Here is a 12,135-nt window from a genome sequence, read left to right as displayed (position 1 = left end):
GTCGTCGGCGGTACGAGCGGGGTCGACGGCGGCGCGGGCGGGGTGGCCGGCGCCAGAGGTTCGGGGGCGTCGGGGGGCGTCTCCGTCGGCGCCAGGCCGCCGGTGGTGGAGGGGGCGGGGTCGTGGGGCGGCCGCTCGGCGAATCCCGGTGGCAGCGGGCGGGGCGGGAAGTCCGCAGGACCGGCGGGTGTGTCCGACGGCGGCTCCCAGGGAGCGCGGTGCCGCCCCGACGGGCCGGCGCTCCGCTCCGTCCTCACGGCGCCAGTACCGACGCCGACCTCACGCTCGGCGACCTCGCGCCCTGGACTGCGCCCGATACCGTCCCGCGCTGCGTTCCGTCCGGAGTCCCGTCCGGAATCCCGTCCGCCGCCGCGCCCGCCGTCCCGCCGGAAGTCCGGTCCGGAGTCCCGTCCGATGCCAGGCTCGGCATCGCTCCTGCCGTCGCGCTCGTCGCCGTCATGTCCGACACCAGCACCAGCACCAGCACCAGCACCAGCAGTCTGCTCGGGATCCTGCACGGCATCCGGCACGGCATCCCACGGGGTGTCCCGCCCCGCGTCCCGCCCCGGGGCGGACTCGGCGGCGGATCGGTTCCCGGGCGGCGGAACGGTGGTCTCCGGGGACGATGGCGCCCCTGCCGTCGTGGCGGCCGACGAGGACCACCAGTCGGTCCGCCCTGCGGAACCGGGCCGCTCGGCACGGGGTGCCGGCACCGGTCCGGCGCCGCCGGGCGCGTCCGCGCCGCCCGCCTGGCCCCCCGTGTCGCCCGCGCCCTTCGGGTGCCGCGGGGCCGCCGTGGATCCGGGGCCGCCGACGTCGTCCGGCGTACCCGCGCTCTCCGCCGCACCGCCGGAGCGCACCGCTCCGGCGGCCGAGGCGAAACGGTCGTCCAGGGAGTCCGCGGTGCGCGCGGGCCCCGCGTCCTCGGTGGTGTCGTCGTACAACTGCCCCCACCAGTCGTCCTCGTGACCGGTGGGCCTTCCCCCCTGCTGGCTCATGCCCCCGATTGTCCACTGCGCGGGCCGGATGAAAACGGGGCATCCGGAAAATGCGCCACCGCACGTGTGTCGAACAGCGGGCCGAGTGACGTCCTGAACGCCAGTGCGAAGCACGGTGCGACAAAGGTCGCCGGGCGGTTCCACCCCCCACGGGAGAACCGCCCGGCGACATGGGGTGACCCAGACTCATATCCCCTATGCGCCCCTGCGCGTCATGAGCCCGGATCACGTTCTCGAAAGATTTCCGCGCCGCGGTGTCGTGGCCGACCGGCCCGAGTCTGCACGGCGCTCCTGGACCTCCGCTGTGGATGATCAGTGGATGATCACGTGTTTCCGCCGTGGCCACACCTTGGCAGAGTGACCGGCGGTACGGCGATGATGTGCGGCGGCGGGTTTACGCCGTGGCTGTTTCCCGCCATTCACGGGACGTCAGAAGGAGGGAAGCACCCGATGCTGGGAGCGATAGGGCTGGACGGGACGCACGAGTCGGCGTACCGGGCGCTGGTTTCCGTGGGCGCAGCCGACGTGCCCGACCTGGCGCGTCGACTGGCCCTCGGCGAGCACGACACCGAACGCGCGCTGCGCCGGCTGGAGCGGCACGGTCTCGCCGCGCAGTCCTCGGGTCGCCCCGGCCGCTGGGTCGCCGCGCCTCCGGGCGTCGCCCTGGGCGCGCTGCTCACCCAGCAGCGGCACGAGCTGGAGAAGGCGGAGCTGGCGGCGGCCCTCCTCGCCGAGGAGTACCGGGCGGCGGCCGCCGAACCGGCGGTGCACGACCTGGTCGAGGTGGTGACGGGCGCCGCCGCCGTCTCCCAGCGCTTCCTCCAGATCCAGCTCGGGGCGAGCGAGGAGGTGTGCGCGCTGGTCACCGGCACCCCGGTGGCCGTGACCGGCGGCGAGAACGACGCCGAGGAGCGGGCGACGGCCCGCGGGGTCCGCTATCGCGTCGTACTGGAGCGGGCGGTGCTCGACCAGCCGGACGGCATGGCGGAGCTGACCGCCGCGCTGGGCCGGGACGAACAGGTGCGGGTGGTGGACCGGGTGCCGACGAAACTGGTCGTCGCCGACCGCTCGCTCGCCCTGGTGCCGCTGACCGGCCGCTCGGCGGAGCCAGCCGCCCTGGTGGTGCACGCCAGCGGGCTGCTGGAGCTGCTGTCGGGCCTGTTCGAGTCGGTGTGGCGGGAAGCGCTGCCGCTGCGCCTCGGCGCGGCCGGCGTGGTCGAGCAGGCCCCGGACGGTCCCGACGCCACCGACCTGGAGATCCTGTCCCTGCTGCTGGCCGGGATGACCGACGCGAGCGCGGCCAAGCAGCTCGACCTCGGGCTGCGGACCGTACAGCGCCGGGTGAAGGGGCTGATGGAGCTGACGGGAGTGACGACCCGGCTGCAACTGGGCTGGCACGCGTACGAACGGGGGTGGGTGGCCCGGGAGCACTGACCGTACGCGTCAGCGGCCCGAGGCCGTATGGCTGACCTGCGGGTTCTCCCTGACTCGGGCACCCTGGGCAGATGGGAGTGGGTCAACTCCTGCTGGTCGCAGTGGTCATTCTGCTCGGCCTGTGCGGAGTGCTGGTGCCCGGTGTGCCGGGGTCGTGGCTGGTGTGGGCCGCGGTCCTGTGGTGGGCGCTGGAGGATCCGCAGCCGGCCGCCTGGCTCGTGCTGGTCGGTGCCACGGTCACGCTGTTCCTGTCGCAGGTGGTGCGCTGGACGCTGCCGCCCCGTCGGCTGCGGGAGAGCGGCGCGACCCCCCGGATGGCGGCGTACGCGGGACTCGGCGCGTTCCTCGGCTTCTTCCTGCTGCCCGTGATCGGCGCGATCCCGGGCTTCATGGGCGGCATCTATCTCTCCGAACGTCTCCGCCTGGGCCGTCACGGCGAAGCCCGGGCGGCCCTGCGGACGGCGATGCGCTCGGGCGGCTCCAGCGTCCTCACGGAGCTGTTCACCTGCCTGTTGATCATGGGGGCGTGGCTGGGGACCGTCCTGTGGGGATGACCGTTGCGCGGGAATGACGGCGCTTCGGGGACGGCGCTTCGGGGACGACGGTTGCGGGGGTGACGGTTGCGGGGCTGCCGCACCGCCGACGGGCGGCCCCTCGGTCAGGCGGGAGTTTGGGACCGCTCCTCGAGCGAGCCCTCCAGCGAGAGCAGCCGCACCTTGCGCTCGAGCCCGCCCGCGTATCCCGTCAGCGAGCCGTCGGCGCCGATCACCCGGTGGCAGGGACGCACGATCAGCAACGGATTCGCCCCGATCGCCCCGCCGACGGCCCGTACGGCCATCCGCGAGGCGCCGACGCGGGCCGCGATCTCGCCGTAGGTCGTGGTCGCGCCGTAGGGCACGGAGTCGAGGGCGGCCCACACGCGCTCGCGGAACTCGGTGCCGTCACTGCGCAGCGGCAGCCGGAACTCCTTCAGTTCGGCGGCGAAATAGGCGGCGAGCTGCTCCTCGGCGGAGCGGAAGGGTCCGGGGTCGTGCCGCCAGCCGTCCTGGACGGTCCGTCCGCCCTTCTGTCCGGGCACGGAGAGGGAGGTCAGCGTGTCGTCGGCGTCGGCGGTGAGCAGCAGAGGGCCGAGCGGGCTCTCCACGCTGGTCCAGTACGTCAGGTCGGTCATCGTTCCTCCGCGGCGCGCAGGTGGTGCAGGGCGTAGGTGCGCCAGGGGCGCCAGGTGTCGGGGACGTCCACGCCGGGCGGCACGACGTCGGGGTCGCCGAGGGCCCGGGCACGGATCTCCGCGATCGTACGGGCGTCCAGCCCCGGCAGCGCGAGCAGCGCCTCCTGGGCGTCGTCCCGGTCGACGCCCGGGTCCAGCCGTACGGTGCCGTCGGCGAGAGCGGCGGTGAGGACGCCCAGCGGGCCCTCGGACCCGGCACCGGGCCCGGACCCGCACTCGGATCCGGACTCGGATCCGGACTCGGATCCGGACTCGGACACAAACCCGGATCCGGACTCGGACACAGACCCGGATCCGGACTCGGGCACAGACCCGGCCTGCGCCAGGACGGCCGGCTCGGGAAAGAGGTGGGTGAGGGTCCCGCAGGGCGCGTCGAGGGCCTTGCCATAGGCGCGAACGAGCCGCTCGGCCGCCGCCCGCCCCACGACCGCCCGCACCGCGTACTCCTCCGGGTCGGCGGCCCCCGGCGCACGCAGGCCGGGCCGGTCGGCGACCAGCGGGGCGAGCCGCGGATCGGCGCCGAGCCGCTCGTCGACGGCGTACGGGTCGGAGTCGAGGTCGAGCAGCCTCCGCAGCCGCTGGACGGCGGTGGTGAGGTCGCGGGGGTCGGTGAGATGCAGCCGGGCGTCGAGCCACCCGCCGGGGTGCACGGCCGAGGCCCGGGCCGGGGCACCCGCCCGCTCGTCCACGGCGACGATCCCGGTGCCGTACGGCAGCCGCAGCGTACGGCGGTAGGTGCGCCCTCCGGGCGGCCCGCTCACCTCCTCCACCCCGGCCACGGCCTCCCGTTCCAGCAGGTCGAAAACGGCGCCCGCGTGGTACGGACCCCGGTGGGCGAGCCGCAGCGGGATCCCGGCGGACGGGGTGGCGGTGCGGCGGGTCGCACGGACGGCGGCCCGCAGTCCGGTCGGGGTCGTCGCGTACACGGTCCTGACGGTGTCGTTGAACTGGCGCACGCTGGCGAACCCGGACGCGAAGGCGATCTCCGTGACCGGCAGGCCCGTGGTCTGGAGCAGGACCCGCGCGGTGTGTGCGCGCTGCGCCCGGGCCAGAGCGACCGGTCCCGCGCCGAGCTCGGCGGTGAGCTGCCGCTGCACCTGGCGGGCGCTGTAGCCGAGCCGTACGGCGAGCCCGGTGACGCCCTCCCGGTCGACGACTCCGTCACCGATCAGCCGCATGGCCCGGCCGACGACGTCGGCACGCGCGTTCCAGTCGGCCGATCCCGGCACGGCGTCCGGGCGGCACCGTCGGCAGGCCCGGAAACCCGAGCCCTGTGCGGCGGCGGCCGTCGCGAAGAAACGCACGTTGCGGCGTTTCGGCGTCACGGCGGGGCAGCTGGGCCGGCAGTAGATGCCGGTGGTCTCGACGGCGAAGAAGAACTCGCCGTCGAACCGGGCATCCCTGCTGCGGACCGCCTCGTACTGCGTGTCCTGGTCCGTCATGGACTCCAGTCTTGGCGCCCGGAAGAAACCGTGCTGGCGGAAATCGGACGTGACATTGGACCGGAAACGGGTTGCCGGTCAGGTAGGTGTTGCCGGACCACATGTGCGTAACCGGGACCGGAAAGCGCTTCCGGAAACGACGCGCGTTACCGGACCGGCACGCGTTACCTGGACGCGGGCCTGGGCCTGGGCCTGGGCCTGGGCCTGGGCCTGGGCCTGGGCCGGCAAGCCTTACCGGACCACGCACGCGTTAACCGGACCGGCAAGCGTTTCCGGAACATGCGCGCGCGGCCGGACCGGCAAACGTTACCGAAACAAGCATGCGTCTCACGACTCGCAAGCGTTACGGGAACAGCCAGGCATTTTCCGGAACAAGCGCGCCTTACCAGACCCGACAGGCGTTACCGGACCGCGCGCACGCAGCACCGGACCGCCTAACGCCGTGCCGGACCGCCCACACCGTGTCGGTCCGGCAAGCGTTACCGAGACAGGCACGTGTTACCGCGGAGGGGCGGGTCGCCACGGCCCGCGCCCTCGCTTCGCCTCCCCGGCGGCCCGGCCGGCGGCCTGCTTGCGCTTCCAGTCCTGGCGGATGTCGGCACGCATGCGGGCGTCGGACTTGGCGACGATCCACTGGTTCTCCCGGACGAGCTTGTGGTAGCTCTCCAGACGGCGCGTGGGCAGTTGCCCGTCCTCGACGGCCGCCCGCACCGCGCACCCGGGCTCGGACTCGTGCGCGCAGTCGTGGAACCGGCAGTTCCGGGCGAACTCCTCGATCTCCGCGAAGACCTGTCCGACCCCGGTGCCGGCGTCCCAGAGGCCGACGCCGCGCAGTCCGGGCGTGTCGATGAGGACGCCCCCGCCGGGCAGCGGCAACAGGTTGCGGGTGGTGGTGGTGTGCCGCCCCTTGCCGTCCATGTCGCGGGTGGCCTGGACGCCCATCACGTCCTCGCCGACGAGCGCGTTCGCGAGCGTCGACTTGCCCGCGCCGGACGCCCCGAGCAGCACGGAGGTGCCCCGCCCGAGGAGCGCGGCGAGTTCCTCGACGCCGTCGCCGTCGCGCGCGCAGACGGTGAGCACGGGCACGCCGGGCGCGCTCGCCTCGACGTCCTCGACGAGGTAGGACAGCGCGACCGGGTCGGGCACCAGGTCGGCCTTGGTGAGCACGACGACGGGCTGGGCGCCGGACTCCCAGGCCAGCGCCAGGAACCGCTCGATGCGGCCGAGGTCGAGTTCGACGGCCAGGGACATCGCGACGACGGCGTGGTCGACGTTGGCGGCGAGGATCTGGCCCTCGGACCGCTTGGAGGAGGTGGAACGTACGAAGGCCGTACGGCGCGTCAGAAGTGTCTGTACGTACCGCGGATCGGCTTCCTCGGGGTCGACGGCGACCCAGTCGCCCGTGCACACGACCTTCAGCGGGTCACGGGGAACGACGAACTCGGTGTCGGCGCGCACGATGCCCGCCACCGTGACGACGTCGCACAGCCCACGGTCGACCCGCACCACGCGGCCGGGCAGCAGGCCCCGCTCGGCATGGGGGGCGAACTCGGCTTCCCGGTCGGCGTCCCAGCCGTACGCGGCGAGCGGCAGCGGCGAAGCCGAGGAGGAGACGGAGGTGGAGGAGACGGAGGAGAAATGCAAGGGGGACCCTTCACAGGGGCGGCCCCGGCAGCGCTCGCGTACGCGAGGCGGAAGAAGTGGTCAGCCGGAGACCGCGGAGGTGGAGTGAACGAACGTCTGGTCGCTGCGAACAGCACCCTTCTCGGCGACAGTCATCGGTCACACCTCCCGTTCCTCAGGTTCCTCACACGACTGACGGCGCGGCCGTCGGCCCCGCCCAAAGCTCACTCAGGATAGGGGCGCGGGAAGCCGGTTGCCACCTATTTCCGGCCCACTCACCGACGTCGCTACGCGCGCGTGGCCGACGCGGCTGGGCGCCCTGCCCGGATCACCCCTGCTCAGGCCGGCAGGATGCCTGCCTCCCCGCCATCGGCGAGGAGGCTCGTGCCGGTGACGTAACCGCTTGCGGGACCGGCGAGGAAGGCGACGATCTCGGCGGTCTCGTGTGGGCTCGCCCGCCCGGCCCCGCCCGCCGACCCGGTCCGGCAGCGCGACCTGGCCGCCGAGCGCAGCAGAGGACCCGGCCCGTCCGCGGACCCGGCCCGTCCGCGGGGCCGTCCCGTCCGCGGGGCCGTCCCGTCCGCGGGGCCGTCCCGCCCTCCGGGCAGCCGCTGCCGAGGGGGTTCTCTCGGCAGCGCCCGTCGTGGGCGGCACCGCTGTTCCCGGCGGCGGCCGACGCCGGGAAGACCCCCGGATCGCCCTTCGCGCAAGGGTTCTCACGCACCCGGAGCGGGGGCGGGAATCCCGCCCCCGCTCCGTCCTGCGCTCCGCTTCCGGCCGCGCCCGGTTCAGCTCTCGTACGTCAAGAGCTCGTGCACGTCTGCCCGTTGAGGGTGAACGCGTACGGCGCGCTGTTCTTGTTCTGCCAGGAGGCGAGGAAACCGAAGGTGAGCGTGCCGTTCGCGGAGACGGACCGGTTGTAGTCGGCGGCGGTCGCGGTGACCCGTGAGCCGTTCTGGGCAAGGCTCGCGTCCCACATCTGGTCGACCTTCTGGCCGTCGCGGAAGGACCAGGCCACGCGCCAGGCGTCGAGCGTCACGGCGGTGGTGACGGTGACGGTGGCCTGGAAGCCGTCGGGCCACTGGTTGACGAGGTCGTAGGTGACCTCGCAGGCCGCCGTCTCCTCGCCTCCCCCGGCACCGGCGGTGGCCGAGGACGTGCCCTGGGGCTCGGGGTCGGGCTTCCCGGCGTCGTCGCCGCCCGTCACCGAGGGCGAACCGCTCGCGGACGCCGCCGGGCGGGACGAGGACGGCGCGGCGGAGGTGCCGGGATCCGCGGACGGCAGGACGGAGCCGGGGCCGGCAACCGGGGTGCTGTCCGCGGGGTTGCCCTGGGCGACGTTCTCGCCGCCGCTGCCGCCGGTGTCGCCGGGCATCATCGACACGGCGAGTGCCACCACGGAGACCAGGACGGCGGCGGCGAGCATGCCGCCCCGCAGCACGCGCGCCCTGCTCGCGGCGACCTGTTCCGCCGCGCCCTCGGCGTCCGGCGCGTCCGGACGGCCGGCGCCGAGGCGCACCTCGGCGGCCCGGCGGCGGCGCTCCAGGTAGGCCAGGCCGCCCCAGCCGATGACGCCCTGGGCGAGGGCGGCGGGCAGGCCGCCCCCGTGCAGCCGCAGACAGGCGGCGGCCTCCGCGCACTCCACGCAGGTGGCGAGGTGGCGGGAGAGATCGGGGGGCGTGTCGGCGGCGGGCGAGCGGGTGACGGCGTCCAGGAGCCGGACGTAGCTGCGGCACTCCGCGTCCATCGGCGTGTCGAGATGGTTGCGGTGGCAGCGGTCCCGGAACAGTCCGCGGACCTGGTTCAGTTCCTCCACCGCGGCGGTCGGGTCAAGACCCTGCCTGCGGACGACGGCGTGCAGCGGCAGCGCCTCCACCTCCGCAAGCCACAGCAGAGCGGCGTCCGGTTCCTGCATGTCACGCAGTCCGCGCAGGGCGATGGGGCGGCTCAGGGGCGGTCCGACGTAGCGCGCGGCCTTGCCGGAGTTGAGCCACAGGCGCAGATCGGGGTCGAGTTTGTGGCCCTGTCCCCGGGCCTCCCAGGCGGCGGCCGTGGTGCGTACGGCGGTCAGCAGCAGCGGGATCCGGGGCAGCCGGGACGAGCGGCGGCCGGCACCTCGTGCGGTACCGTCCTCGGCGGCGCGGGCCTCGCGTATGCCGAGTGCGAACGCCTCACGGGCCAGCTGGTTCGCCGCGGTCGAGCCGGACGTACACAGATCGGCGTACGACAGGACGGCGTCCCAGCACTCGGAGAACAGCGCGGCCTCGGCGGCGTCCTTCGGGGTCGGCAGGTCGGGCATGAGTCTCCTGCATCCACAAGCGAGGTCAACTCACCATGACGGCAATGGAGTTGGGGGGAACCTCGCGGCAGGGGCAGAGCTTTTCACGTTTCCAACACAACTGACAAGCGCCCTGTTCAGATGTCATGTCAGGACAGCAGGACAGACAGCTGAACGGGACGACGAGAAGGCGGCCGCGCCCGGTACTCCGGCCTCCAGTACGGACGCGGACCGCCCTGCGTTCACTGCCGACGCCATGTTTCGACATCGGTTTCGCGAACCTTTTTCGCGGATTGCTTCGTGGGGTGCCGCGCGGAGTGCTCCGTGGGCTGCTCCGCGGACCCCGGTGACCGTTGCGCGGACTATACGGTCGCCGGGTCCTCTGCCGGAAGGCTGTCCATGAAGGAGCTGACGGAGAACACCGCGCGGCCGGGTCCGGGCAGTCCGTAGCCGGGAGGCGAGGAGAGACCGAACTCGTCCATGGTGGCGCGGTAGGCCTCCAGCAGGCGGATGTGGTATTCCAGTGGCGCACCCTGGGGGTTGGCCTTGCCCAGCGGGGTGGTGGGCTCCGGGCACCAGGTGGTGAAGCGCGGCGTGATGCCCTGCGACATGAAGAAACGCAGGCCCTCCGTGGTGGAGGCGATGGCCTCGTCCACGGTGGTGAAACCGAACGGCTCGGCCATCTCCACCCCCGCGACGAAGTTGGGGATCACGTTGCGCGCGCCGAAGATCTCCGCCGAGTCGAGGATCCGCTTGTGCCACTCGTCGCGGCCCACGTAGCGCTCCTTGCCCGGGCAGTACAGCTCGAACAGCCGGCGGTCCCACACCTCGTAGTTGGGGTGGTAGATCTGCACCCCGTAGTCCTTGAAGCGCTGCACGTCGTCGCGGGGCAGCGCCTGGGCGACGACCTTGCCGATCCAGCGGCCCGGGAAGCGCTGCTCGATGGCCTTGGCGTAGTGACCGTAGAAGTCGGCCTCGTCCCGGCCGGCGACGGTCTTGGTGATCGCGCCGCCGGTGAGGGTGTAGGCGGTGGACGCCTTCTGGGTGTCGTACCGGTCGATGATCTCCAGGGCCTCGAGGACCTCCTCGACGTCCTTCACGCCCGTGTAAGGCCGGCCGGCCGCCTTGTGCTGGCGCCAGTTGTGGTTGATGTCGCAGTACTGGCACTCCTCCTTGGCGCCGAAGTACTGACACACGCGGAAAACGGTCAGATAGATCAGGTAACCCCACTGGATGGTCGGAGCGACCTCCATGACGGACTTCCCGTTGGAAAGCTTGTGCCGGTAGTACTCCGGCATCGGCGGCACGCCGACGTCGGCGATGCGCTTTCCGTCGAGGTAGAGCCCGAGCAGACCTTCGTCGTCCGCCGCGACGCGGTACGGGGAGGACGGATTCACCCGGACCGAGACGACCGTCCGGCGCAGGTCGTAGGGGCCGCCCGTGAGGATGATCTCCTCCGGCGGGCGGCGCAGCGCCGCCTCGCCCAGCTCGGGCAGGGTGCCGTGGTCGAAGGAGAAGATGAAGTAGGACTTCGGTTTGACCTCGCCCCCCTCGTTGTCGCTGAGGGCGGAGGGGTCGAAGGCCACGCCTCCGCGCAGCAGGTCCTCCTTGAAGACGGCCTCCCGCGGAACATGCGGAAACCGCTCCATCAGATCCTCGACCAGCGCGGTACGGCTGTCCATCCGTCTCTCCTCCCGGCTCAGGCGTACGACTCCTCACGGTATGCCCCCGGCCGCGCCGGGGTGGGGGCGGGGGCCTCGTGTTGCGGGCAAGGTAGGTTCCACCTGGGAATTCCGGGTTCTCGATCTCCTCGGGAGGGGCGAGCAGTCGCATGACCGAAACCGTTACCAACTGGGCCGGCAACATCACCTTCGCCGCCGGCGAACTGCACCGTCCGCGCTCTCTCGACGCGCTCCGCTCGCTGGTGGCGGGGAGCGGGCGGGTGCGGGTGCTGGGCAGCGGGCACTCGTTCAACGAGATCGCCGAGCCCGGCGTCGACGGGGTGCTGCTGTCGCTGGGCGCGCTGGCCGGTGACGTCGACGTCGACACGGCGGCCCGGACCGTGCGGGTCGCGGGCGGGGTCCGGTACGCCGAGCTGGCGCGCCGCGTGCACGAGCACGGGCTCGCGCTGCCGAACATGGCTTCCTTGCCGCACATCTCGGTCGCCGGGTCGGTGGCCACCGGCACCCACGGTTCGGGGGTCGGCAACGGCTCGCTCGCCTCGGCCGTCCGCGAGGTGGAGATCGTCACCGCCGACGGCTCCACCGTCGTCATCGGACGCGGCGACCGGCGGTTCGGTGGGGCCGTCACCTCGCTGGGCGCGCTCGGGGTGGTCACCGCGCTCGTCCTCGACCTGCAGCCCGGCTATGAGGTCGAGCAGCGCACGTTCACCGAACTGCCTCTGGACGGGCTGGACTTCGAGACGATCGCGGGGGCCGCGTACAGCGTCAGCCTGTTCACCGACTGGGACGCGCCCGGCTTCCGGCAGGTGTGGCTGAAACGGCGCACGGACGAACCGCTCACCGACTTCCCGTGGGCCACGCCCGCCGTGGAGGCGCTGCATCCGGTACCGGGGATGCCGGCGGTCAACTGCACCGAGCAGTTCGGGGTGCCGGGGCCGTGGCACGAGCGGCTGCCGCACTTCCGGGCGGAGTTCACCCCGAGCAGCGGGAACGAGCTGCAGAGCGAGTATCTGCTGGCGCGCCGGCATGCGCTCGAGGCGCTGTATGCGATCGACGGTATCCGGCAGACGGTCGCCCCCGTGCTCCAGGTCTGCGAGGTCCGTACGGTGGCCGCCGACGAACAGTGGCTGAGTCCCTCCTACGGGCGGGACACCGTGGCTCTGCACTTCACCTGGGTCGAGGACACGGCGGCCGTGCTCCCGGTGGTGCGGGCGGTGGAAGCCGCGCTGGAGCCCTTCGAGCCGCGGCCGCACTGGGGCAAGGTGTTCGAGGTGCCGGCCGCCGTGGTGCGCGGACGGTATCCCCGGATCGACGACTTCACGGCCCTCGCACGTGTGCTGGATCCGGCCGGGAAGTTCACCAACGCCTTCGTGCGGGACGTCCTGGCAGGCTGAGCGCGCGACTCCGGGCGACTTTATAAAGCCCCTTTCCTAACCCCTTGTCGAAC

Annotated in this window: 8 protein-coding genes and 1 pseudogene; 3 read left to right on the top strand and 6 right to left on the bottom strand. The window is 72.8% G+C overall.

Annotated elements, in window-relative coordinates; genetic code table 11:
- Nucleotides 1–998 (bottom strand): annotated as a pseudogene (locus QQM72_RS32610) (hypothetical protein); the annotation flags it as partial.
- 450 nt (nt 999–1,448) lie between these two features.
- Here QQM72_RS32610 and QQM72_RS32605 point away from each other — a divergent pair.
- Both QQM72_RS32605 and QQM72_RS32600 read left to right on the top strand, forming a co-directional pair.
- Nucleotides 1,449–2,432, top strand: coding sequence for a helix-turn-helix domain-containing protein (locus QQM72_RS32605; protein ID WP_054243255.1), 984 nt, complete (start codon nt 1,449–1,451; stop codon nt 2,430–2,432).
- 71 nt (nt 2,433–2,503) lie between these two features.
- A complete protein-coding gene (locus tag QQM72_RS32600) occupies nt 2,504–2,986 on the top strand; it encodes a DUF456 domain-containing protein (RefSeq protein ID WP_314224424.1) in 483 nt (160 codons plus the stop codon).
- Between the two features lie 104 nt (nt 2,987–3,090).
- On the opposite strand, the gene QQM72_RS32595 is transcribed toward QQM72_RS32600, so the two are convergent.
- The 5 genes from QQM72_RS32595 to QQM72_RS32575 form a co-directional block, all read right to left on the bottom strand.
- Nucleotides 3,091–3,603 carry a methylated-DNA--[protein]-cysteine S-methyltransferase gene (locus tag QQM72_RS32595; protein ID WP_314224423.1) on the bottom strand — a complete coding sequence of 171 codons (513 nt, stop codon included), beginning with the start codon at nt 3,601–3,603 and terminating at the stop codon, nt 3,091–3,093.
- On the bottom strand, nt 3,600–5,105 hold the full coding sequence (locus QQM72_RS32590) for a bifunctional transcriptional activator/DNA repair enzyme AdaA (RefSeq protein ID WP_314224422.1): 1,506 nt from the start codon (nt 5,103–5,105) through the stop codon (nt 3,600–3,602). Before QQM72_RS32590 ends, QQM72_RS32595 begins: the two co-directional genes overlap by 4 nt.
- Before the next feature lie 498 nt (nt 5,106–5,603).
- Complete coding sequence (gene rsgA / locus QQM72_RS32585; RefSeq protein ID WP_314224421.1) at nt 5,604–6,749, bottom strand: ribosome small subunit-dependent GTPase A; 1,146 nt, start codon at nt 6,747–6,749, stop codon at nt 5,604–5,606.
- A gap of 781 nt (nt 6,750–7,530) precedes the next feature.
- Entirely contained in the window at nt 7,531–9,027 is a 1,497-nt protein-coding gene (locus QQM72_RS32580) for a cellulose-binding domain-containing protein (RefSeq protein ID WP_314224420.1), read from the bottom strand.
- 341 nt (nt 9,028–9,368) lie between these two features.
- Nucleotides 9,369–10,688 (bottom strand): radical SAM protein, encoded by a 1,320-nt coding sequence (locus QQM72_RS32575; RefSeq protein WP_314224419.1) that lies wholly within the window; start codon nt 10,686–10,688, stop codon nt 9,369–9,371.
- Between the two features lie 149 nt (nt 10,689–10,837).
- On the opposite strand from QQM72_RS32575, the gene QQM72_RS32570 reads away from it, so the two are divergent.
- Nucleotides 10,838–12,082, top strand: a complete 1,245-nt coding sequence (locus QQM72_RS32570; RefSeq protein WP_314224418.1) for an FAD-binding protein — start codon at nt 10,838–10,840, stop codon at nt 12,080–12,082.
- Nucleotides 12,083–12,135: the final 53 nt, after the last annotated feature.

This window comes from Streptomyces zaehneri, from assembly GCF_032248645.1.
Classification (GTDB): Bacteria; Actinomycetota; Actinomycetes; order Streptomycetales; family Streptomycetaceae; genus Streptomyces; species Streptomyces coriariae.
The sequence above is the reverse complement of the archived record's forward strand: the minus strand, read 5'-3'. Positions and strand labels throughout refer to the sequence as shown.

Excerpts from the sequence above, each read along its gene's own strand:
- QQM72_RS32575 (WP_314224419.1), bottom strand. The coding sequence starts at position 10,688 with ATGGACAGCCGTACCGCGCTGGTCGAGGATCTGATGGAGCGGTTTCCG.
- QQM72_RS32600 (WP_314224424.1), top strand. The coding sequence starts at position 2,504 with ATGGGAGTGGGTCAACTCCTGCTGGTCGCAGTGGTCATTCTGCTCGGC.
- QQM72_RS32605 (WP_054243255.1), top strand. The coding sequence starts at position 1,449 with ATGCTGGGAGCGATAGGGCTGGACGGGACGCACGAGTCGGCGTACCGG.
- QQM72_RS32580 (WP_314224420.1), bottom strand. The coding sequence starts at position 9,027 with ATGCCCGACCTGCCGACCCCGAAGGACGCCGCCGAGGCCGCGCTGTTC.
- QQM72_RS32590 (WP_314224422.1), bottom strand. The coding sequence starts at position 5,105 with ATGACGGACCAGGACACGCAGTACGAGGCGGTCCGCAGCAGGGATGCC.
- QQM72_RS32595 (WP_314224423.1), bottom strand. The coding sequence starts at position 3,603 with ATGACCGACCTGACGTACTGGACCAGCGTGGAGAGCCCGCTCGGCCCT.
- QQM72_RS32570 (WP_314224418.1), top strand. The coding sequence starts at position 10,838 with ATGACCGAAACCGTTACCAACTGGGCCGGCAACATCACCTTCGCCGCC.